This window comes from Bacillus sp. LQ16, from assembly GCF_057784645.1.
This window is the reverse complement of sequence record NZ_CM173491.1, coordinates 4,778,532-4,801,834: the sequence shown is the minus strand read 5'-3', so window position 1 is coordinate 4,801,834 and position 23,303 is coordinate 4,778,532. Positions and strand designations below refer to the sequence as shown.

Genomic DNA, 23,303 nt, shown 5'->3' with positions numbered 1-23,303 from the left:
AAATATTATGCAACAGAAATGTAAATGAATAGAAGAAATATACTATTTATTAGTTATATTTAATGTTAATATTTGTAACGAAGATGATTGGTGAGGGCTGATTAAAGTTTCACTTTATATAAAAAAGGTGCATGAGAGAGAAGGCTATAGCAAATTGTATAGAACTGAATAGTTCCGTATTAATTAAAATACGTTGATTACTAGATATTAAAAAATACCGGGGGGATTAGAGTGAAGTCATTTAAGAGAGTACTTATAGTAGGGATGGCGTTGACTACAGTATCGATTTTGGGAGCTTGTTCTAGCGATACAGACGTATTAACAAAAGTAGGAGCAAAGCAACCAGCGAAGGCGGAAGGTGACGTACTAAAAGATCAGAAGAAAACACCTATGACTACGAGTAAACGTGAAAGTATTAAAAATGAGGACGCTTCATCATCACAGAAGCGTTATATTTCTCATGATGAATCTCAAAAAATTGAGGAAGGTATGACGTATACGGATATTCTTAATACGATTGACTACGGTGGTGAGAACATAAAATATTATAATAACAATGAAAAACGCGTATTTTATACTGAAAAAGATACGGATGGTACATATGAAATTATGGTTGAATTAAATACATATGGTTACGTTGTGAATATTGAACGTACTGCTATAAAGGATACAGATACAGATAAAGATAAAGATAAAGATAAAGGTAAGGAGAATCGGGTATCTACGAAACGTATTGAAGAGCCTGTAAAGGAATATGAAGAAAAAAACGATCGTGTACCGTGGTATAAAGATGTAAATAACAATTCGGCAGCAGTAAGTTACAATCAATATTTGAAAATAAAAAAAGGTATGCCCGCGAATCAGGTAAAAGCTGCAATTGGACAGCCACATGTGATTGAGAAATATAAATCTTATTCAGTATATGACTATACTGGTTATGGTGGAGAAGGATCATTACGTGTAATCTTTGAACCGAATGGAACTGTTACGGATGTAGTGGAAGACGGTTTACCACGATAATAAATTAGTTACGGGAAGAGTTGTAGTAAAGTTGTCTTTGATTTTATAAAGTTTTTGGGAGCATCTCCGAATATAGGTGAAAAAATAATTCTCTTAGCCATGTTAACTATAGTATTAGTATTTACCGAAGTTTCTTCCAAATTCAATAGCGTTATTGTGGATGTTGTTGTCGTATTATTTTTGTTGATATATACCGCAGTAGGGCAGCAATTGTAACTGGACGTAAAAGGACGCGGAGGAGTAGCAGCTTCCTTTTGAAAGAAGGAGGAGAATATGATGGAGGATATTTTTGAATTCATAGGGAGATACGTAATTAAACCTATTATTAATTTAGTAAGATATCTTGTAATAGAGATTATAATTGAGGGCATAATAGAAGGCGTAATAAACGGTATAAGGAAATTACGTGATAAGTGGCGAAATTGGCGTGAAAGACGTTATTGGCGGTAGTGTAGCTGATGAGCGTGCGAAACAAAAACGTTATACAGAAGTTATGAAGAAGTTTAATGAAATGATAGCAAACGACCCGCATTTACAATCTGTACTGGTTCCAATTGGTGATAGAATGACGATTTCTAAAGTGAAGAAATAATTATTATCTTACAAAAGTGTAATGTTCATGTCATGTTTTTGAATTTCTTCTTTAAGCTCTCGGCTTTAAGATAAGAATATAAGAAAAAACATATGAGGTGAAGGAAATGAAAAGATACATTGCACTGTTTAGTATTTTAGTTGTATTTGCAAGCTTGTTAGTTGGTTGTGATTTAAACCGTATGGGTAAAGATGAGTACTACGTTCAAATTACAGTAGATGGAAAAGAGTATAATGGTAAGTCTAGTAATGGTGAACCATATAAAGATTATCAATATAAACTAACTGGATTTGATAAAGAAGGTAAAGAAAAAGAATTAGAATTTACAGCTGTGAAAAATCTTCGTAAAGAAGCATTCCTACGCGTATATCACTCAGATAAAAAAGGTGTATCAGCTTGGGAAGAAGTAAAGAAAGACGAGCTTCCTGCGAAAGTGAAAGAAAAATTAAATGTGAAATAAGACAGATAAAAAGGAATTGACGAACAGGGTCAATTCCTTTTTTTGTTTTCAAATTCTTCTTCTGAAATGACTTTAAATCCGTGTCTTTTAAATAAAGCAGTAGTTACCCCGTAACCAGTTTGCTTATTGCCGTTAAATTCTCCAGTGTAAATCGTAGAACTGCCACAAGATGGACTACGTTCCTTTAAAATAATATATTCTGGGTGTAAATTTTTAATTTGTTCTAATGCTTTATAAGCACCATTTACGAAAGCTTCTGTGACATCTTCACCATCTTTTGTCATCACTTTCGCTTTTCCGTCCAAAACGTCGTCGCCATTCCCGCAAATAATTTCAGCAGAAGGACGAGGTGTTGGCAGTCCTCCTAATACTTCAGGACAAATGAGGACTGTATCTTCTTTTTGTAGTAGCTCCTCTATTTTTGAAACGAGATTGTCATTTCCGTCATATCGACAAGCTATACCACCTAAACAAGCGCTAATTACGATCATATTTTCATCTCCATTAAAAAAATATTAAATTCCACGCCAAATTCTCTTCCTGCCTCTTACTTATAAATGAGGTGATATAAATGGGAAGCTTATATAATTTAATGAAACCATACAGTGAATTTCGAAGTAAAGAAGAGTTTAATACATATCAAAAAAAAGTTTTGAAGTGCTATCGATTTCAATTGAATAAAACGGATGCTACCATTATTCATTTTTTAGGAAAGTATGCGGTGAATGAGAAACAAAAAACAGTAGGAGTCGCCTGTCCGTTAATGGAGACGATTGCGAAGAATGTTGGAAAGAGTATTCGTACAGTACGCCGTTCAATTGCAAAGTTAGAGGAACTAGGAATTATAAAGCGTGTTGCAACAAAAGAAAGGCATAAGCGCGGTGGGTATAGTGCGAACTTATATATTTTTCTTATATCTGCAATTGACCGCATGGATGACCGTATGAAAATGTCCGCATGTGAAAGTGAGGATTATACAGCTGGCTGTAGCGGAAAGGAGCAAAAAAGCGAAAGGGAAACAACTCTTTCTAAAAACATTCCACAAATAAAAGAGAAAAGAAAAATAACGTACGAGCTTGATGAGACGTATTGCCGTCATGATATACCGAAGCCTTTTATATACGCACTGGTACCGATGACGAGTAATCCGAAGAAAATTAATATATTTTGGAGTAAGGTCGAGCTTGCGTATAAAAAGAGCGGGTTACTAGAGCAAGGTGTTTTACTAGAGCAGATATTAGCTGATGAAGAAGTGTATGGAAATTTCATTTGGCGAGTGAAGAGTGTTGTGAGAGCTTATAAATATGGGGAAATCCGTAAAAATGTGAAGGCACTTTTATATAGTACAGTGCGAGATTTATTTTTAGAGGTTGGATTAGAATGGGGAGCAGCTGTGAGAAGAAGTAAGGGGATAGCGTTATTTGATCCATTTAAAAAGGAGCCATGCGTATAATACATGACTCCAAGTAGCTAGTCGAACTTTCTTACAACTGGAACACGAATCGCTACAAATAGTACGAAGACGATAACAGCAATTGCACCGCTTTTCATAACGGTTACGATTGGAATTCCCATTGCAAGTGCGATTGATGTGAATGCATAAGAGAGCGGGATAAAGCCCATTGATGATAGCATAAGTAAGCTCATTACGCGTCCCATCATTTCCTCTTTTACTGTCGATTGAATCATCGCCATAAGCGGAACGATAGCCATTGCAATTGTAATACCATAAAACATGCCGGCTAATAATGCTTGCCAAAGTACGGTGCTAAAGTTGATGGATAAGAAGAATACACCAGACAGTAGCATCATGATAATGCAAAATAGTCCGCGTCTACGATTAATATTTTTTAAACCGACAATGACAGCGCCTATTGCCATTCCGCCGCCTACAGATGCTTCTAAGTAACTGAAATGGAGCGAGTCACCGTGCAGAACATTTTTAACGAAAAGCGGGAAACCGACTTGCATCGGACCAATTAAAAATAAATTTAAAAAGGCGCTACAAAGAAGGAAAGTTGAAAGGAATGGCGATTCCTTTACATATAAGATTCCTTCTTTAATGGAAGTGAACATACCTTTATCTGTATCTTTTAGTTCTGGCATCGTAAATTGTATTTTTTGAACGAGTATGGCTGCGACAATCAGTAATAAAATTGTAATAGAAAATATTGTCTCGTAGTTTGTAAATTTGATCAGAATTCCGCCAAGTACAGGGCCTAAGATGACCGATGCTTGGTTCGTCATTTGTGTAAGTGAATTCGCTTGTGTTAACCGGCTTTTTTCTACCAATTCCGGTAAGATAGATCCATCTGCTGACCAGAAGAAAGCATCAGCAAGTCCAAAGAATAAAGCGAATAAAGCAAATGTATATAGTGTTACATCACCAACGATAAACCATGTGAGAATGGTTGCGACAAGAATCGCTCGAATAATATTGGAGTAAAACATAATGTTTTTTTTCGGGAATTTATCAGCTACAGCGCCGCCGATAATCATAAAAATAAGCCTTGGAACACTAAGAGCTACGAAAACAACACCGAGTGAAGCTTCAAGGTTTAATGTTTTTGCTATGTACCACGTTTGTGAAAAAGTAAAAAAGGCTAAAGCAAAGCTTGAAAAAAGAGTAGCTGCCCAAAGAAAAAGGAAATTCGTATTTTTTAATAACGGTTTTCCGCTTCCTTCTAAAGCAGTTTTATTTTGTTGTAGTTCCTCCATATTACTTCCTTTCTATGTGACAAATTTAAACTAAAAAACCAGTAAACGCCCGATTGGTGAGGGCTAATACTCAATGGGAGATGCCCTCCGCTGAGTATAGTTTCACTTTATACAGTTTCTAATATTTCTATACTGCACTTTCTCATTGTAGACAATAATAATGGATTTGCCCAGTAGCTATTTAACGACAAAAAAAGATGCCGAATGGGCATCTTTTTTTAGGCTAACGCAATATAAATATCCAATTGTGCATGATTTGGGTCTAATGCTCTTTCGTCATAAAGCTCAAAGTCTGTTGTGAAGGCACGTTTATTTTCTTTCGACCATTGCCAAATATATTCCCAAGCTTCGCAAACGACTTCAGCAACTGGTCCCTTTCTCGTTGTAAATACAGCATATGTAGCAGCAGGTATTGTTAAAGTTGTCATATTTTCAGGAACGTCTTCTAATGAAGAAACGGGCATACCGATTGTAAATGTATATGTACCAGTTTCATCTGATTCGTAGTTGGAGTAGAAAGCGAATGTTTCTTTCGTTTGTTGATTTGGGATGTGATGCATCATTTGTTCTTGAAAGTATTTGTTCCAAAGCCCGGGGATTTTTCCTTCAGGAGATGCCTCTATTTCATTAGTTGTCGTAACCGAAACGCCGATTGCTTGGAAAGCTTCTTTTTTTACGATAATGGGTTCGTTTATCATTACAAATTCCTCCTTTAAAATAAGAACATACGTTCTTTAATAATGTAACATATTTTTACATGTAACGGTTATTGTTTTTTGAAAATTTTAATCATAAACAACAAACTGAAATAACTAAAAAATGGTAAAAATTCTATTGTATGTATGAATAGGTTAGGGAGTATGTTAAGATTTTTATGTATCCTTTAACTGTTATATAAGCCTATACAGTAGAACGTTTTTACTATATTAAAAATGGTAAAGGTTTGTATAAGTGTCCGATATATCTTCTATTTTTGATAAATTAAAATAGTAATATTCTATGAGATTTATATTGTTGATATTGGGATTTCAACGATATATTTTCATAGGTCGGATTGTTGCGAGTGGATATATATTGCTATGTAAGGCTACGAAATTAAGTAGACGGATAGCAAGTATATAGAAAGGAGAAAGGTAGAAAATATGAAACAAGTATTGAAGTGTTTTAATGTCGTAACGATGATCACACTTCTCCTATCCATCATATTGCCTTCACCCAGTGCTTTTGCTACAGAGATAAATAAAAAAAGCTGGGATGAGTTACAAGGAAATGATGTGAAAATTAAGGCAGAGCAAGTAAATGCTGAAATATATAAGGGAGAAGTAGCGGAGAGGGAGCACGTATTTCAATATACGATTGAAAATACGGGAGCTACACCAATTCAAGAATTGGTGCTTAAACAAAATAATGAAAATGAAATTACGTTCCCTTCGCAATCTGTGAAAGTAAACGGAGAGAAGTTACCCGAAAATAAGGTAGCGGATTTCTATGTAGAGGAAAAAGATAAGGGAGGAAAGGTTCTTTCTTCTAATCTTAAAATTAAAGATTTAAAATCACATGAAAAAATGACTGTGTTAATAAAAGCTCGTCGTGCACAACATTTTAATAAAGAGTATAAGCAAAAAATTAGTGTGCAAAAGGATCAACTACAAATAGGAAACATGTCTGTAGATGTTGAAGGGATTCCTTCTGAAGACAAGGTTGAAGCTAATACCGATGATGAGGCTGACAGTAGTAAGAAAGAAATCGGATCACCAGCTGATGCTAAATCAAAAGAAGTGGATGGAAAATTAAAAGTATCTGCAGGAGATAAAAATAAACCTACAGCGAACACGGAACTAGTGAAGCAGCCAGTAGATAAAGATGAGAAGAAACTAGAAAAAGAAGCGGAAAAGCAGAGCGATGCAAAAGTACAAGCTGCATCAGAGAATGCTTCGAAGGTTCAAATCCAAACAGGAGATAAACAAGGGTTTGGAGATCCACTGTATTCTACAATTGCTCCTGGTAATTTAGTACAGACTGGTAATGTGACGCTTGGTTTGACAACTGATCATTATGACAGACAAAGTATGGGTTATAAAACGAATAAAATGACTGTGGACGTTGATAACGATGATAGTACTTTTAATTCGTCAACAGGTGCATTTCCTAATATTCCTGCCGGAAGTAAAGTGAAAAAGGCATACTTATTCTGGACAGCAGCAATGGGGTTACCAGGAAATATTGCTGATAGAAAGGTTACCGAGGATCAAGTAAGGCAACCAGTCAAAATGAAAATGGGAAATAAAGAATATGCAGATGTAACTGCTGATAGCATACGAAAAGCGGATAGCTTACCTTTTATTTCTAATTACTCAGGTGCTGGTGCTGGTTATGTTGCATATGCGGATGTAACAAATGTAATTGCGCAGCAAGGGATTTCTCAAACGTTGACAGTTGCAAATGTGCCACAAATTAAAGATGTAACAGGTGGCGGCTATTACTGGGGCAACTGGAATCTTATATTAGTTTATGAAAACTATAAAGAAACAGTAAAAGACATGAAGATTTGGGAAGGGCTAGTCTCTCAAAAAAGTACAGCCTGGACAGATATTAGTGTTAATAAAATAAATACACCAAAAGAAGGTGCTTTTAAGGCGAAATTTAGTTATTTTTCATCGCAAGGTGATCCAGCTGAGAAAGATGGATATGCATATGATTATGGAGAATATGATTTTGGTGCTGGATATATAAAGATAAAAAATATTAACGGTAAAGATAATGATGCGAATGATTCGTCTATGACAGAAGTACAAGTAGACGGTACTAACGAGTTTGTTACGAAAAAATATCCAGGATATAATCCGGATTGGACGAATTCATTCAGTACTGACATTCATACGTATCATCTTGAAGGACCGAATCAAGTAAAAAATGATTTAAAAGAAGCAAAAATGCGTTTTAGAGCAAATAGTGGCTATGGTGATATTTACGTATTAAATAACGCTACATTTATTACAGAACATAATGCGCCAAATTTACAAGTTGATAAAAAGGCGTTAGATAGTGCTGGGAAAGAAATTAAGGACGTTAAAGCTGGTGAAGAGTTTACGTATCAAATTGAAGTGAAAAATGATACGAAAAATAACCAAGCCCCTGTATCTAATGTAAAAGGTTTTGATAAATTAGATGATCGTTTAGAGTATGTTCCGGGATCTATTCAATATGTGTCTGGAAGTAATAAAGGAAATAAAACAGATAATGCAAGCGATGATGAAGCAGAGTTTGTAAATAATCAAATTGATTTCCGTATTGGTGAAGGTGCAAATGCTAAAGACGGCGGTGTTTTAAAGCCTGGTGAAAGTGCTGTTATTACATTCAAAGTAAAAGTGAAAGCTTCTGTACAATCAGATACAACAGTAAAAAATATCGTTGTTGTAAAGGGACAAGATAGTAGCGAGGTAAATTATGAAACTGCAGATGATGCAGATATTACGGTTACGACTCCAAAAGAGATCCCTGGAGAAATAGAAGCTAAAAAAATAGCATCTAATAAAACACCGAAGCTAGGTGACGAGGTAGAGTATCGTATTACATTTAAAAATAAGACAAAAGATGGACGTCTAGATGTATTGACGATTGAAGATGAATTACCAAGCAATCTTGAATACGTGAAAGATAGTTTGAAAGCAGAAGGTGCAAAACCAGAGCCAGTAGAGCTGAAGTTTGAAAATGGAAAAGTAATTGCAAAGTATCCAGAAATTATGGATATGGAAGAAAGAAGTATCGTCTTTAAAACAAAAGTAAAAGAAACTGCAAAAATTGGTGAAGAAATTGTTAATAAAGCAACCGTTAGTGATAAAACAAATCCACCAAAGAATCTAGAAGAGAAGATTACACCACAGCATAAGGCCGGTAAAATTGCTGCAAAGAAAAAAGCAACAAATAAGAAGCCAAAGCTAGGAGAAGAATTTGAATATCAAATTAGCTTCCAAAATACGGTGGAAAACGGAAAACTAGATGCAGTTACAATAGAAGATGAAATTCCAGCTAACTTAGAATTTGTTCAAGGCAGTGAGAGAGCTGAAGGTGCTGAACCAAATCCAGTAGAGTTAAAAGTAGAAAATGGTAAGGTAATCGCAAAATATCCAGAGATTACGGATACAAAAGAGCGAAGCATTGCCTTTAAAGTGAAAGTAAAAGAAGAGGCAAAAGCCGGAGAAACGATTGTTAATAAAGCGGTTGTGAGTGAGCCGAATGGACAAACTGAGCATCCAGAAGAAAAGATTACGCCGGATTATAAATACGGTAAAGTGGATGTTGAAAAAAGCGTAACGAATCAAACACCAAAACTAGGAGAAGAAGTGGAATACCGAATTACATTTTATAATACGGTAGAAAACGGAAAACTAGAAAAGGTGCTAGTAGAAGATACACTACCTAAAGGTGTTGAATACGTGAAAGATAGTTTGAAAGCTGAAGGTATAAAACCAGAGCCAGTAGAACTAAAAGTGGAAGACGGCAAAGTAATGGCAAAGTATCCAGAAATTACGGATACAGAAAAAAGAAGTATTGTTTTTAAAGTGAAAGTAAAAGATTCGGCAAAAGTAGGGGAGGCAATCGTAAATAAAGCAATTGCAAAAGATCCGAAAAATGAGCCTGTTGAATCAAAGGTTGTTATTACACCGCAAAGTAAAAAAGGTGAAATTGCTGCTACAAAGGTAGTTAATAATAAGAAGCCAAAGTTAGGCGAAGAAATCGAGTACCGCATTAGTTTTCATAATACGGTTGAGAACGGAAAACTTGAAGAGGTGCGAGTGGAAGATACAATTCCAAAAGGTCTTGAATATGTAGAAAATAGTATCAAGGCCGAAGGAGAAGCACCTGGACCAGTAGAATTAGCTGTTGAAAATGGAATAGTCAAAGCTAAGTATATCGATATTATGGATATGAAAGAAAGAAGTATCGTCTTTAAAGTAAAGGTGAAGGAAGAAGCAAAAGTAGATAAAGAGATTGTCAATAAAGCAATTGTTGATGATACGAAAAATCCACCGATTGAGCCGGAAGAAAGAATTACTCCGCAATATAAGGATGGAATAATTGATTCGAAGAAGACAGTAGATAATCCATCACCAAAACTAGGAGAAGAAGTAGAATACCGAATTAGCTTTAAAAATACGGTAGAAAACGGAAAACTAGAAAAGGTAACGATAGAGGATACAATTCCTAACGGTTTAGAGTATGTAAAAGGCAGTGAAAAGGCTGAAGGTGATAAACCAGCTCCATTAAAGTTAAGTGTGAAAGATGGAAAAGTCATTGCTGAATACGAAAATATTACGGATATGAAAGAAAGAAGTATTGTCTTTAAGGTAAAGGTGAAGGAAGAAGCGGAAGTAGGTAAGGAAATCATTAATAAGGCAATTGTTGATGATATGAAGCATCCGAAAGAACCAGAAGCAAAAATCACACCATTACACAAAGATGGGAAAATTAAAGCGAAGAAAATCGTAAATAATGAAACACCGAAGTTAGGAGAAGAAGTAGAATACCGAATTAGTATGAAAAATACGGTTAAGTACGGAAAGCTAACAGACGTGATAATAGAGGATACTCTACCAGAAGGTTTAGAGTATGTAGAAAATAGTTTGAAAGCAGAAGGTGCCGGAACAGATTCAGTAGAGCTGAAATTTGAAAACGGTAAGGTAATGGCAAAATATCCAGAAATTATGGATACAGAAGAAAGAAGTATCGTTTTTAAAGTGAAAGTAAAAGAAGAAGTAACAGTTGGTAAAAAAATCATTAATAAAGCAACTATTGATGATTCACAAAACAAGCCAGTTAATCCGACAGCGGAAATTATTCCTCAGTATAAAGATGGAAAAATTGAAGCGAAAAAGATGGTAAATAATGAAACGCCGAAGTTAGGAGAAGAAGTGGAATACCGAATCAGCTTTAAAAATACGGTAGAACATGGAAAGCTAACAGAGGTAAAAATAGAAGATGATTTACCAAATGGATTAGAGTATGTGAAAGATAGTGTAAAAGCAGAAGGTTCTAAGCCAGATCCAGTGGAATTGAAATTTGAAAACGGTAAGGTAATGGCAAAGTATCCTGAGATTACAGATACAAAAGAGAGAAGTATTACCTTTAAAGTGAAAGTAAAAGGTAAAGTGAGCGATTCAATTGTTAATGAAGCGATTGTGAGCGATACGAAACATCCGCCAGAAACACCGACAGCAGAAATTATTTCGCAACATAAAGACGGAAAAGTGAAAGCGAAGAAGACGGTAAATAATGAAACGCCGAAGTTAGGAGAAGAAGTAGAATACCGAATTAGTTTTAAAAACACGGTAGAAGACGGAAAACTAGCAGAGGTGAAAATAGAAGATACTTTACCCGAAGGTTTAGAGTACGTAGAAAACAGTGTGAAAGCAGAAGGTGATAAGCCGGATCCAGTAGAATTGAAAGTGGAAAATGGTAAGGTAATGGCGAAGTATCCAGAGATTACGGATACAGAAGAAAGAAGTATCACTTTTAAAGTGAAAGTAAAAGATGAAGTGAAAGTCGGTAAAAAAATCGTCAATAAAGCAATTATTGATGATACGAAAAATGAGCCAGAAACACCGACGGCAGAAATTACTCCACAGCATAAAGACGGAAAAGTGGAAGCGAAGAAGACGGTAAATAATGAAACGCCGAAGTTAGGAGAAGAAGTGGAATACCGAATTAGCTTTAAAAATACGGTAGAAAACGGAAAGCTAGCAGAGTTAAAAATAGAAGACGATTTACCAAATGGATTAGAGTATGTGAAAGATAGTTTACGAGCAGAAGGTTCTAAGCCAAATCCGGTAGAACTGAAAGTGAAAGATGGAAAAGTAATCGCAAAATATCCAGAAATTACGGATCTAGAAGAAAGAAGTATCGTCTTTAAAGCGAAAGTAAAAGAAGAATTTAAGGTTGGTGAAGGCATTGTCAATAAAGTAGTTGTTGATGATACAAAAGATCCAACAACTTCAGAAGTAACAATTACGCCAGAATATAAAGACGGTAAGCTTAAAGCGGAGAAATTTGTAAACAATAAAAAACCGAAATTAGGAGAAGAAGTAGAATACCGAATTAGTTTTAAAAACACGGTAGAAAACGGAAAACTAGTAGAGGTTACAGTAGAAGATGAAATTCCAGCTGGATTAGAGTATGTAGAGAACAGTTTACAAGCAGAAGGATCTAAGCCTAGTCCAGTAGAATTGAAATTTGAAAACGGTAAGGTAATGGCAAAGTATCTAGAAATTACCGATACAAAAGAAAGAAGTATTATCTTTAAAGTGAAAGTAAAAGAAGAGGTAGAAATAGGTAAGGAGATTGTTAATAAAGCAATCGTAGTAGATACAAAAAATAAGCCAGAAGAGCCTCATGTGGAAATTACTCCGCAATATAAAGATGGTAAAATTGCTGCGCAGAAAGTGGCAAATAATCATAAACCGAAACTAGGAGAAGAAGTAGAATATCGAATTAGTTTTAAAAATACGATAGAAAACGGGAAACTAGCAGAGGTAAATATAAAGGATGCCTTACCAAATGGTTTAGAGTATGTAGAAGGCAGCATCACAGCAGAAGGTTCTAAACCGAAACCAGTAGAGCTACAGGTGAAAAATAATAAAGTAATGGCAAAGTATCCAGAAATTACAGATACAGAGGAAAGAAGTATTGTCTTTAAAGCGAAGGTAAAAGAAAGCGCAAAAGTGGGAGAAGAAATCGTAAATGAGGCAATTGTAGATGATACAAAGAATCTACCAGAAGAGCCTTATGTACCGATTACACCACAATATAAAGATGGAAAAATTGAGGCAAGAAAAGAAGTAAGTAATCGTGAACCGAAGTTAGGTGAGGAAATCGAATATCGAATTATTTTTAATAATACGGTGAAAGATGGAAAACTAGTAGAGGTAAAGATAGAAGATAAAATTCCAGCTGGATTAGAGTTTGTAGAAGGAAGCGAAAAGGCTGAAGGTGAAGAGCCAAAACCAGTGGAGTTGAAAGTAGAAAATGGTAAGGTAATGGCAAAGTATTCAGAGATTATGGATACGAAAGAAAGAAGTATCGTCTTTAAAGTGAAGGTGAAAGATTCGGTTACAATAGGTAAGGACATTACAAATAAAGCGATTATCCACGTTGATGATCCGAACCACCCTATAACTGAACCGACAGCGAAAATTACACCGCAATATAAAGACGGTAAAATTGCTGCTCATAAAAAGGTGAATAATCATAAACCGAAGCTAGGTGAGGAAATCGAATACCGAATTTCATTTAATAATACGGTGAAAGATGGACAGCTGGCAGAAGTGAAAATTGAGGATGAAATTCCGTCTGGTTTAGAGTATGTGAAAAATAGTCTAAAAGCAGAAGGTGATAAGCCAGCCCCAGTAGAGTTGAAAGAAGAAGCTGGTAAGGTTAGTGCGAAGTATGAAAATATCACTGACATGAAAGAAAGAAGTATTATCTTTAAAGTGAAGGTGAAAGATTCTGTTGAAGTGGACAAAGCAATTGTAAATAAAGCAATTGTTGATGATACAAAAAATCCACCAGAGCGACCGGAAGTAGATATTACACCGCAGCATAAAGCTGGTAAATTTAAAGCTGATAAAAAGGTAAGCAAAAAAGATCCAAAGCTAGGAGAAGAAGTAGAGTACCGAATTAGTTTTAAAAATACGGTAGAAAACGGAAAACTAGCAGAAGTGAAAATTGAGGATCAATTACCAACTGGCTTAGAGTATGTGAAGGATAGTTTAAAATCAGAAGGTAATGAGCCAGCGCCAGTAGAGTTAAAAGAAGAAGCTGGTAAGGTTAGTGCGAAGTATGAAAATATTACTGATACAGCTGAGCGTAGTATTCGCTTTAAGGTAAAAGTAACGGAAGCAGTAAAAGTCGGTAAGAAAATCGTGAATACGGCAATTGTGGATGATGATAATCCGAAGAATCCGCCGCAAAAACCAGAAGCGATTATTACGCCGGAGTATAAGGACGGAAAACTAAAAGCTGAGAAAACAGTAAATAATCCAGCTCCAAAATTAGGAGAAGAAGTAGAGTATCGAATTACTTTCCGTAACGTAGTAGAGCATGGAAAAGTAGCGAAGGTGAAGATTAAGGATGAATTACCAACTGGCTTAGAGTTTGTAGAAGGTAGTGAAAGAGCCGAGGGAGAGAATCCGAAACCGTTGTATGTGAAAGTGAAAAACGGCACAGTACTCGCAGAATATCCAGAAATTACGGACATGAAAGAAAGAAGCATCGTCTTTAAAGTAAAAGTGAAAGATAAAGCTAAAATTGGCGAAGCGATTGTGAATACGGCGGTTGTGGAAGATACAATAAACCCACCAGAGAAACCGAATGTCGCTATACAGCTTCAACATAAAGATGGTGCATTACAAGCAGAAAAAACAGTAAGTAATCATGAACCGAAGTTAGGAGAAGAAGTAGAATATCGAATTAGCTTTGAAAATACGGTAGAGAACGGAAAACTAACTGAGGTAAAGGTAGAAGATGAAATTCCAGCCGGTTTAGAATACGTACAGGATAGTATAAAGTCTGATGGGCCGGAACCAAATCCAGTAGAACTTAAAGTTGAGAATGGAAAAGTAACAGCAAAGTATCCAGAAATTACGGATACGAAAAAAAGAAGTATCATCTTTAAAGCGAAAGTACAAGAAACGGTACAAGTAGGAAAAGAAATTATAAACAAGGCGGCTGTGGATGATAATAATCCGACAAATCCACCGGTTGAGTCACTTGTACCAATTACACCGCAATATAAAGATGGGAAACTAGAGGCAAGGAAAGAAGTAAGTAATCATGAACCAAAGCTAGGGGAAGAAATCGAATATCGAATTACTTTTAACGGCATAGTAGATGGCGGGAAGTTAGTTGATGTAAAGATTGAAGATGAAATTCCGTCTGGTTTAGAGTATGTGAAAGATAGTCTGAAGGCTGTAGGTGATAAGCCTGTACCAACAGAACTTAAAGTTGAGAATGGAAAAGTAACAGTAAAGTATCCAGAAATTACGGATACGAAAGAAAGAAGTATCATCTTTAAAGTAAAGGTAAAAGAATCAGTAAAAGTTGGAGAGGAAATAACAAATAAAGCGATTATTCACGTAGATGATCCAAATCATCCAGTTATGGAACCGACAGCGACAATAAAGCCAGAATATAAAGATGGTAAGGTAAAAGCAACGAAGACAGTAAGTAATAAAGAACCGAAGCTAGGAGAAGAAATCGAATACCGAATTAGCTTTGAAAATACGGTAGAAAACGGAAAATTAGCTGAGGTAAAGATAGAAGATGAAATTCCAGCCGGTTTAGAGTACGTGCAAGATAGTATTCGATTTGAAGGGGCTGAACCAAATCCAGTAGAGTTAAAAATGGAGTTTGGAAAAGTAATAGCGAAGTATCTAGAAATTACAGATACGAAAGAACGTAGTATTATTTTTAAAGCGAAGGTAAAAGCAGCACCAAGTAAAGGGATAACAAATAGAGCGATAGTGGACGATAGAATAAATACACCACTTGAGCCTACAGTTACAATTTTACCGAAAACAAAAGAAGATTTTAAGATACCGGAAGATCCGAAAGAACCAGAAGTGAAACCGGAAGAGCCGAAAGAGCCGAAGGAGCCAGAAGTGAAACCGGAAGACCCGAAAGATCCGAAAGAACCAGAAGTGAAACCGGAAGAGCCGAAAGAGCCGAAGGAGCCAGAAGTGAAACCGGAAGACCCGAAAGAGCCGAAGGAGCCAGAAGTGAAACCGGAAGATCCGAAAGAACCGAAGGAGCCAGAAGTGAAACCGGAAGAGCCGAAAGAGCCGAAGGAGCCAGAAGTGAAACCGGAGGATCCGAAAGAACCGAAGGAGCCAGAAGTGAAACCGGAGGATCCGAAAGAACCAGAAGTGAAACCGGAAGATCCGAAAGAACCGAAGGAGCCAGAAGTGAAACCGGAAGACCCGAAAGAGCCGAAGGAGCCAGAAGTGAAACCGGAGGATCCGAAAGAACCGAAGGAGCCAGAAGTGAAACCGGAGGATCCGAAAGAACCGAAGGAGCCAGAAGTGAAACCGGAAGAGCCGAAAGAGCCGAAGGAGCCAGAAGTGAAACCGGAAGATCCGAAAGAACCGAAGGAGCCAGAAGTGAAACCGGAAGACCCGAAAGATCTGAAGAAACCGGAAGTAAGACTGGAAAAGTTAAATAAAGACTCGCAAGTAAAAGTAGAAAAAGAATTACCGAAAACAGGGGCAGCACATCCATGGATGATGTCAGTTGGTGCGGGAATTTCATTCTTAGTTGGCGGAGTATTATTCGTATTAGGTAGAAGAAGAAAACAATAATTTTTGTAGACGAAAAGCACACTGAGTTCGATAGTTTATAGAATTCAGTGTGCTTTCGTGGTATATAAAATAAAAGCTCCTTCCGCGTATGGAAGGAGCTTTTATTTTTACATATTAAAACATGCTTGAGCTATGCATTGGTTGAAGTTTTGCATTTGGATCGAAGTAAGCTTTTGCATTGTTTACTGCTGTCGGTGCTTCGCCAAATCCACAAGCGATAAGTTTTACTTTTCCTTCATATGTACAAATGTCACCAGCAGCGTAAATGCCAGGAATATTTGTTTCCATTTTTGAATTCACAAGGATGCTATTTTTTTGTATATCTAAGCCCCAGTTTTTAATTGGGCCAAGAGAGGAAACGAAGCCGTAGTTTACAATTACATCATCAACATCGATGATAACTTTTTCTTCAGTTTTTACGTGCTGAAGAACGACTTGTTCAATTTTGTCATCACCAATGAGTTCAACTGGAACATACGGTGTACTTACTTCTGCACGAGAATTCATTAAGTTTTCGACGCTATGTTCATGTGCGCGGAATTTATCACGGCGATGAACGATTGTAACTTTGTCAGCAATCGGTTCTAACATCATCGTCCAGTCTACTGCTGAGTCGCCACCGCCAAATACTACGACGCGCTTGCCAGCAAATTTATTCATATCATCAACGAAATAATGTAAGTTTTTCTTTTCGTATTTTGCTGTACCTTCTAATTCTAAGCGGCGTGGTTGGAAAGCACCATTGCCGGCAGTAATAATGACTGATTTAGAATAGTGAGTTTGTTTATTCGTAACAAGTTTAAATATACCATCAGCTTGTTTTTCAAGCGTATCAACAGCTTCTTCTAAGCAAATGGTTGGATCAAATTTCTTCATTTGCTCTCTTAAGTTATCAACTAATTCTTGTGCGCGCACTTTTGGAAATCCAGCTACATCATAAATGTATTTTTCAGGGTAGAGTGCGGATAATTGTCCTCCAAGTTGAGGTAAGCTTTCAATGATTTTTACACTTGCTTGTCTCATCCCGCCATAAAATGCTGTGAATAGTCCTGTTGGACCACCACCAATAATTGTTATGTCGTAAACTTTTTGATTTTCTGCCACTTTCATTCCCCCTATAGATGGAATTTTGATATTGATTTCATATATTGTTCATATGTACACGAAAATCCTGCAAATGATGACACTTTCAAATAAATGATAGCATATTTGAGTTCATAATACTTCTGAAAACGACTGAATTGTGTGTAAGTTTTCGCATAGATGCTTTTTGTATTGTATAAAATATACAGAAAGGAAAATACATGAAAAAAAGGCTGAAAAACCCTTGAAAACGCTATGTTATTTTAAAATATTGATAATTCTCCAGAAGCTTGAATTCTGGAATAAAACCGACTAATATAGGGAAGTATTATGTTAAATTTCTATGACAAAATTCGTACGATTTTTTGACTGCGTTTTGTTATGATATAGAATGTGATAAATTCCACATTCTTGACAAATAGAGTTTTTAGTACTTGGTATTATTTCTCATTACTATTATATAAAGAAAAGGGTTGTGATTTGGTGAAGACTCCAAAAATCGTAGTTTTAGGTGCAGGTTATGGCGGGATGATTACGACTGTTCGTCTGCAAAAAGCATTATCTGTAAATGAAGCTGAAATTACGTTAGTAAACAACAACAGCTATCACTACCAAGCGACTTGGTTACACGAGAGCGCAGCTGGTACATTACAAGATGAAAAAATCTGTCTAGATATTCAAGACGTTATTGATACAAATAAAGTGAACTTTGTACAAGACACAGTAGTAGAAATTAAAGCTGCTGAAAAACGTATTATCTTAAAAGACGGCGAGTTAGAGTATGACTACTTAGTAATCGGTCTTGGTTTCGAATCAGAAACATTCGGAATTACAGGATTAAAAGAGCATGCATTCTCAATCGCTAACATTAATGCAACTCGTGAAATTCGTGAGCATATGGAAGCTAGTTTCGCTAAATATGCAGCTGAAAAGCGCGATGAGTTAGTAACAATCGTTGTTGGTGGTGCTGGATTTACTGGTATCGAGTACGTAGGTGAGCTTGCAAACCGTGTTCCTGAACTTTGCAAACAGTACAATGTACCACGTGAAAAAGCACGTATCATCTGTGTAGAAGCTGCTCCAACAGCACTTCCAGGTTTCGATCCAGCATTAGTAGAATATGCTGTAAAACAACTTGAGAAAAAAGGCGTAGAATTCCGCATCGGTACAGCAATTAAAGAAGCAACTGAAGAAGGTATTATTGTTGCAAATGGTGATGATACTGAATTAATTAAGTCTGAAACAGTAGTTTGGGCTGCAGGTGTTCGTGGTAATGGTATTGTGGAAGAGTCTGGCTTTGAAGCAATGCGCGGACGTGTAAAAGTTGATGAGTACATGCACGCTCCAGGATACGAAGAGGTATTCATGGTTGGTGATGCAGCGTTAATCATTAACGAAGAAATTAACCGTCCTTACCCACCAACAGCACAAATTGCAATTCAACAAGGTTACAATATTGCACACAACTTAACTGTATTAGTTCGTGGCAAGGGCGAAATGAAAAAATTCGCATTCGATAATAAAGGATCTGTATGTTCTTTAGGTCATGACGATGCAATGGGCGTTGTTATGGGTAAAAAGTTAACAGGTTGGAAAGCTTCCTTCATGAAGAAAGTAATCGATAACCGCTACTTATTCTTATTAGGTGGACCTTTATTAGTTCTTAAAAAAGGTAAATTAAAGTTCTTTTAATATATAGTAGAAAAAGCAGAAACGGCTAAGCGCCGTTTCTGCTTTTTTTTTCATATAATACATGTTTTCGATATAACAATAGAAAGATGGGAGAAATGTTTTATTTGAACATTGCCTTATCATGAAATGGATGAATCCAATGTTTTATTTTCTTCATAATTACATTTCTGCATCTTGATATTTTTTTGTTAACAGTATATCGACAAAATGGGTTTTTTCACTTTTTGAAAAAAGGAAATTTCACAGCGAATTAAAAAGTATAGTATAATATATAGAAAAGAAAGAATATTCTGTCCGTTCGGATGGAGGAGGATGCATCATGGGGAAGCGCGGGAAAGTATGGTTAGCTGTTAGTGGCTTAGTAGCTACAAAAGATGGCAGGTGGCTATTCGTTAAGAAGAAATACAGTGGATTAAAAGGGAAATGGTCTTTACCGGCTGGTTTTGTAAATGAAGGTGAGACAGTTGATGAAGCTGTGAAACGCGAAGTGTTAGAAGAGACAGGCATTGTCGCTCATGTGAAGGGGATCATTGGTGTTCGATCGGGTGTTATTCGTGATGAAATTAGTGATAATATGATTATTTTCCTTTTGGAGCCTGAAGGAGAAAATATTATTGTACAGGAGAAAGAATTGTCTGAAGTGGCGTTCTTACATCCAGATAAGATTGCGGACGATCCGAATACGTCTGTACTTATTAAATATTTGTTAGAAGGAAGATCAGAACTACATCTTGAAGTGGACAAAACATTAAATCCAGGAGAACCATTTGGTTATACAGCCTATCACGTATTTACGGCACGTGCGAAGGAGAGGGAGAAAGAGTGAGTATACCGGTACTACTTATTTCAATGATGTTATTTTTTATTTTGTTCTTTGGAATTGGATTTTTACTCAACATGATTTTGCGAGCTACTTGGGTAATGGTTATTGTGTATCCGATTGTTTGTATGCTTATTATTAATAAAGCGAGTATGTGGGATTATTTTTCAAAACCGAAAGAAACATTTTCTTCATTTGGGACAAGTGTATCGCACTTAGGACAAGCAGACGTGTTTATTCTATCTACTGGATTAGTAGGGGCTGCTTTAGCAGGAGTCGTGATCAAGAAACTTCGGAAAAGCGGATATCAAATGTTTTAATCTCCAACTAAGTTGGAGATTATTTTTTGCATATTCCTTCATCGTATAGGGAATGATTAACGATGAAGGAGTGTGGAATATAAAAATGTTAAAACGATATTGTATTCGCATTATGATGACTTGTTTACTTGCATTTGCATTATGCGTAACATGGAAGGCTTTCACTGGAGTTTCTTTATTAGAGATTGTAAAGACATATGAAGGAATGAGTGCAAAAGAAGTACATGCAGCAGAAGTTAAGAGAAATGTTGCTCCGAGTAAAGAAGTGATAAATGCTTTAGAGCAGGCAAACGACTGGTCTAAATATCGTTCAATTGAAATGACTGCAACAGGTTATACATCGGGGATTGAGTCAACAGGTAAGAGGCCAGGGCATCCAGAGTATGGTATTACATATTCAGGTGTTAAAGTGAAAAGGGATTTATATTCCACAATTGCTGCGGACTTACGCGTATTCCCGATTGGAACGATTCTCTTCGTGCCAGGTTACGGGTATGGTGTAGTAGCTGATAAGGGCGGAGCAATAAAAGGAAACCGTCTTGATTTATATTATGATACGGTGAAAGATGTTTATAGCCAATGGGGTAAGAAAAAAGTAAATGTGTATGTAGTAAAAGTAGGAAAAGGTAAGTTTACAGAAGAAGAGTTAACGATGTTAAATCAAGACGAAACGATGCAAGTGTTTCGTGGTCAATATTTAAAGCAAAGATAGTCTAGTCGTAATTACGCTAGACTTTTTTTCTTGGCTTATTTCATAATAGAGGAGATTTTACACGTCATATAACTGTAGTTAGAATTGTCGCATTTTATCGAAAATAAAGTTATAATGGTGGTAGAGAAATTTAGGGGGTCTGAACATGTTTCAAGTACAAAAAGAATTAGCAGGTCACGAAGCAGTAATTGTCGCTTTATTTGAAGAAGAGAAAATGAGTAGTTTTGTACAAGAACTGGACAAAGCGTTTGAAGGACAATTACAAGTTTTACTAGAAGAGAAAGAATTATCTACGAAGAAAAAGGCCATTTCGAAAGTACATAGCTTAGGAAAAACAAATGTGAAACGTTATTACTTTGTTGGTTTAGGCAAGAAAGAGTCTTATACGACAGAAACGTTACGTGTGGCTCTTGGAAAAACGTTTAAAACACTACAAGCAGCAAAAGTACAAGATGCAGCAATCTTACTTGATTCTTTCGTAACAGAGAAATTAGACGCGATTGATGTCGCTCATATTGCAGCAGAGGTACAAGGCCTTGGTACATATGAATTACAAACGTATAAATCAGATAAAAAGGATCGTGTAGAGTTAGAGAAGTTCACGGCTATTACAGCGGAAGATGCACAAGAAATTGAAGCCGCATTAACAGTTGGCTACGTACATGGACGTGCAACAAATTCAGCTCGTACACTTGTAAATATGCCGCCAAACGTATTAACAGCGACAAAGCTTGCTGAGTATGCTGTTGAGTTAGCGGAGAAGTATGATATGGACTATAAAGTTCTTGAAAAAGAAGAGATGGAAGATCTTGGTATGGGTGCGTTACTTGCAGTAAACCAAGGTAGTACAGAGCCACCCAAAATGATTGCTCTTATTTATAAAGGAAAAGAAGAGTGGACAGATGTCATTGGATTCGTTGGAAAAGGTATTACATACGATACAGGTGGTTATTCTTTAAAACCACGTGAAGGCATGGTTGGTATGAAAGGTGATATGGGCGGTGCAGCTGCTGTATTAGGTGCGATGGAAATTATCGGAGAACTGCGCCCAGAACAAAATGTGATCGCTGTTATTCCTTCAACAGATAACGTTGTAAGTGGTACGGCATTTAAGCCAGACGATGTAATCACATCTATGAGTGGAAAAACAATTGAAGTATTAAATACGGATGCAGAAGGTCGTCTAGCTTTAGCTGATGGTATTACGTATGCGAAAAAACTTGGCGCAAACTACCTTGTTGATGTTGCAACATTAACAGGCGGTGTAATTGTTGCACTTGGAAACCATACGACAGGCGCAATGACAAATAATGAAGAGTTGTTTGAGCAAGTACTAGAGGCTTCTATGGAAACAGATGAACCAATTTGGCAACTACCGATTTTTGATCGTGATAAAGAACGTGTGAGAAACAGTAAGTTTGCTGATTTAAATAACTCACCAGGCCGTGAAGGACATGCGGTTATGGCAGGTACATTCCTAGGCGAATTCGCTGAAGATACACCGTGGGTACACTTAGATATCGCTGGAACATCAGAAACAAAAGGCGCGCACGACTTAGGTCCAGCTGGAGCAACTGGTGCAATGGTACGTACACTTGCAACACTTGTGGAGCGTTTCGGAGAAGAATAAGAGTATAAGTGAAGACTGTTCCAATATTTTGGAACAGTCTTCTTTTTTATAGGTTTGTTTATCCCGCTATTTGCCGGACAGTAAGAACCTAACCTCAAAATTCAGTGGAAGCAAAGAAGTGAGGTGGGGTTGCCCGTAAACGCTCAATTGGTGAGGGCTGATTAAAGTTTCACTTTATAAAGAAATTGTATACAAAATCCCATTTAAAGCAAAAGAAGTACGGCCCGTTTCTTCAGAGACAACTAATATAAGTGCATCACTCTTTTCTGATAAGCCTATTGCAGCTCTGTGACGCGTTCCTAGCTCAGAATCAACTTCTGTACTTTTCGTTAAAGGAAGAATATTAGCAGCTGAGACTATATGATTATTTTTTACGAGAACGGCACCGTCATGAAGAGGGTTACCTGGGTAAAATATTGATTCGAGTAATGGCGCAGTTAAATGAGCGTTTAATGTCGTTCCAGTTTGAATGAAAGCTTCAAGCGTTTCATTTCGTTCCACAACGATAAGAGCACCATGTTTTCTAGCGCTTAAATGTTGGATAGCTGTCGTAATAAAAGATGAACTTTCCGTATAAGGTGATAAATATGCCTGAATATAGTATGTAGCTGCCAATGTTTGTACATTTGCCAACATATGATGAATATCTTCCATCTTGCATAAAATACATTCATCTTCTTTATCGATTGCGTTTCTCATAATCGATAGTTCTCTTTCAGCAATTTCAATCATTTGCTTTGTTTGTATTTTGAGCTCTTCTGACAAGCCCCATTCTTGCATAATCCTCATTCCCTTTAGTGGAGTATTTAACAATAGTGTATACAAATATTCCTAGTAAAATCCTGCTAGATTTTATAAAATATTGAGATACAGCATATTTTTTTCATATAATAAAGATATGACAA

Annotated in this window: 15 protein-coding genes and 1 pseudogene; 11 read left to right on the top strand and 5 right to left on the bottom strand. The window is 36.5% G+C overall.

Features of this window, described 5'->3' with window-relative positions; genetic code table 11:
* The first annotated feature begins 231 nt into the window (after nt 1-231).
* From AC3EMB_RS24375 to AC3EMB_RS24360, 4 genes and pseudogenes are all read left to right on the top strand, one after another.
* The gene (locus AC3EMB_RS24375; RefSeq protein WP_161114353.1) at nt 232-1,020 is read left to right on the top strand and encodes a hypothetical protein; all 789 of its coding nucleotides are present in this window, start codon (nt 232-234) and stop codon (nt 1,018-1,020) included.
* A gap of 99 nt (nt 1,021-1,119) precedes the next feature.
* Nucleotides 1,120-1,313 (top strand): annotated as a pseudogene (locus AC3EMB_RS24370) (hypothetical protein).
* Between the two features lie 113 nt (nt 1,314-1,426).
* Nucleotides 1,427-1,612, top strand: coding sequence for an O-methyltransferase (locus AC3EMB_RS24365; protein ID WP_098125859.1), 186 nt, complete (start codon nt 1,427-1,429; stop codon nt 1,610-1,612).
* Nucleotides 1,613-1,718: 106 nt separating this feature from the next.
* Nucleotides 1,719-2,072, top strand: coding sequence for a YxeA family protein (locus AC3EMB_RS24360; RefSeq protein WP_088025397.1), 354 nt, complete (start codon nt 1,719-1,721; stop codon nt 2,070-2,072).
* Nucleotides 2,073-2,101: 29 nt separating this feature from the next.
* Here the strand turns inward: AC3EMB_RS24360 and AC3EMB_RS24355 are convergent, their stop codons facing one another.
* The gene (locus AC3EMB_RS24355; RefSeq protein ID WP_488517318.1) at nt 2,102-2,563 is read right to left on the bottom strand and encodes a 2-thiouracil desulfurase family protein; all 462 of its coding nucleotides are present in this window, start codon (nt 2,561-2,563) and stop codon (nt 2,102-2,104) included.
* 80 nt (nt 2,564-2,643) lie between these two features.
* Here AC3EMB_RS24355 and AC3EMB_RS24350 point away from each other — a divergent pair, with 80 nt between their 5' ends.
* On the top strand, nt 2,644-3,525 hold the full coding sequence (locus tag AC3EMB_RS24350; RefSeq protein WP_488517317.1) for a helix-turn-helix domain-containing protein: 882 nt from the start codon (nt 2,644-2,646) through the stop codon (nt 3,523-3,525).
* Between the two features lie 17 nt (nt 3,526-3,542).
* Here AC3EMB_RS24350 and AC3EMB_RS24345 read toward each other — a convergent pair whose 3' ends face one another.
* Together AC3EMB_RS24345 and AC3EMB_RS24340 are read right to left on the bottom strand one after the other, a co-directional pair.
* On the bottom strand, nt 3,543-4,790 hold the full coding sequence (locus AC3EMB_RS24345) for an MFS transporter (protein WP_000391931.1): 1,248 nt from the start codon (nt 4,788-4,790) through the stop codon (nt 3,543-3,545).
* 218 nt (nt 4,791-5,008) lie between these two features.
* Complete coding sequence (locus AC3EMB_RS24340; RefSeq protein ID WP_088346159.1) at nt 5,009-5,488, bottom strand: GyrI-like domain-containing protein; 480 nt, start codon at nt 5,486-5,488, stop codon at nt 5,009-5,011.
* A gap of 444 nt (nt 5,489-5,932) precedes the next feature.
* Between AC3EMB_RS24340 and AC3EMB_RS24335 the strand changes: the two genes are divergently transcribed.
* Complete coding sequence (locus AC3EMB_RS24335) at nt 5,933-16,141, top strand: isopeptide-forming domain-containing fimbrial protein (protein ID WP_488517316.1); 10,209 nt, start codon at nt 5,933-5,935, stop codon at nt 16,139-16,141.
* Between the two features lie 114 nt (nt 16,142-16,255).
* Here AC3EMB_RS24335 and AC3EMB_RS24330 read toward each other — a convergent pair whose 3' ends face one another.
* Nucleotides 16,256-17,245: an NAD(P)/FAD-dependent oxidoreductase gene (locus AC3EMB_RS24330; protein ID WP_340720273.1), complete on the bottom strand. Its 990-nt coding sequence runs from the start codon at nt 17,243-17,245 to the stop codon at nt 16,256-16,258.
* 462 nt (nt 17,246-17,707) lie between these two features.
* On the opposite strand from AC3EMB_RS24330, the gene AC3EMB_RS24325 reads away from it, so the two are divergent.
* The 5 genes from AC3EMB_RS24325 to pepA all read left to right on the top strand — a co-directional run bounded on the left by AC3EMB_RS24325 (nt 17,708) and on the right by pepA (nt 22,398).
* Nucleotides 17,708-18,916 (top strand): NAD(P)/FAD-dependent oxidoreductase, encoded by a 1,209-nt coding sequence (locus tag AC3EMB_RS24325; protein ID WP_139213308.1) that lies wholly within the window; start codon nt 17,708-17,710, stop codon nt 18,914-18,916.
* A gap of 319 nt (nt 18,917-19,235) precedes the next feature.
* Nucleotides 19,236-19,742: an NUDIX hydrolase gene (locus AC3EMB_RS24320; RefSeq protein WP_000517993.1), complete on the top strand. Its 507-nt coding sequence runs from the start codon at nt 19,236-19,238 to the stop codon at nt 19,740-19,742.
* On the top strand, nt 19,739-20,056 hold the full coding sequence (locus AC3EMB_RS24315) for a YuiB family protein (protein ID WP_000027016.1): 318 nt from the start codon (nt 19,739-19,741) through the stop codon (nt 20,054-20,056). Before AC3EMB_RS24320 ends, AC3EMB_RS24315 begins: the two co-directional genes overlap by 4 nt.
* A gap of 85 nt (nt 20,057-20,141) precedes the next feature.
* Complete coding sequence (locus AC3EMB_RS24310) at nt 20,142-20,768, top strand: 3D domain-containing protein (RefSeq protein WP_002094181.1); 627 nt, start codon at nt 20,142-20,144, stop codon at nt 20,766-20,768.
* Nucleotides 20,769-20,913: 145 nt separating this feature from the next.
* Nucleotides 20,914-22,398, top strand: coding sequence for a cytosol aminopeptidase (pepA, locus tag AC3EMB_RS24305; protein ID WP_000487953.1), 1,485 nt, complete (start codon nt 20,914-20,916; stop codon nt 22,396-22,398).
* A gap of 174 nt (nt 22,399-22,572) precedes the next feature.
* Here the strand turns inward: pepA and cdaS are convergent, their stop codons facing one another.
* The gene (gene cdaS / locus AC3EMB_RS24300; RefSeq protein ID WP_001158743.1) at nt 22,573-23,178 is read right to left on the bottom strand and encodes a sporulation-specific diadenylate cyclase CdaS; all 606 of its coding nucleotides are present in this window, start codon (nt 23,176-23,178) and stop codon (nt 22,573-22,575) included.
* Between the last annotated feature and the right edge of the window lie 125 nt (nt 23,179-23,303).

What these genes read in the sequence shown, in the direction of transcription:
- AC3EMB_RS24350 (WP_488517317.1), top strand. Translation starts at nt 2,644, where the DNA reads ATGGGAAGCTTATATAATTTAATGAAACCATACAGTGAATTTCGAAGT.
- AC3EMB_RS24355 (WP_488517318.1), bottom strand. Translation starts at nt 2,563, where the DNA reads ATGATCGTAATTAGCGCTTGTTTAGGTGGTATAGCTTGTCGATATGAC.
- AC3EMB_RS24340 (WP_088346159.1), bottom strand. Translation starts at nt 5,488, where the DNA reads ATGATAAACGAACCCATTATCGTAAAAAAAGAAGCTTTCCAAGCAATC.
- AC3EMB_RS24345 (WP_000391931.1), bottom strand. Translation starts at nt 4,790, where the DNA reads ATGGAGGAACTACAACAAAATAAAACTGCTTTAGAAGGAAGCGGAAAA.
- AC3EMB_RS24360 (WP_088025397.1), top strand. Translation starts at nt 1,719, where the DNA reads ATGAAAAGATACATTGCACTGTTTAGTATTTTAGTTGTATTTGCAAGC.
- cdaS (WP_001158743.1), bottom strand. Translation starts at nt 23,178, where the DNA reads ATGCAAGAATGGGGCTTGTCAGAAGAGCTCAAAATACAAACAAAGCAA.
- AC3EMB_RS24320 (WP_000517993.1), top strand. Translation starts at nt 19,236, where the DNA reads ATGGGGAAGCGCGGGAAAGTATGGTTAGCTGTTAGTGGCTTAGTAGCT.
- AC3EMB_RS24335 (WP_488517316.1), top strand. Translation starts at nt 5,933, where the DNA reads ATGAAACAAGTATTGAAGTGTTTTAATGTCGTAACGATGATCACACTT.
- pepA (WP_000487953.1), top strand. Translation starts at nt 20,914, where the DNA reads ATGTTTCAAGTACAAAAAGAATTAGCAGGTCACGAAGCAGTAATTGTC.
- AC3EMB_RS24310 (WP_002094181.1), top strand. Translation starts at nt 20,142, where the DNA reads ATGTTAAAACGATATTGTATTCGCATTATGATGACTTGTTTACTTGCA.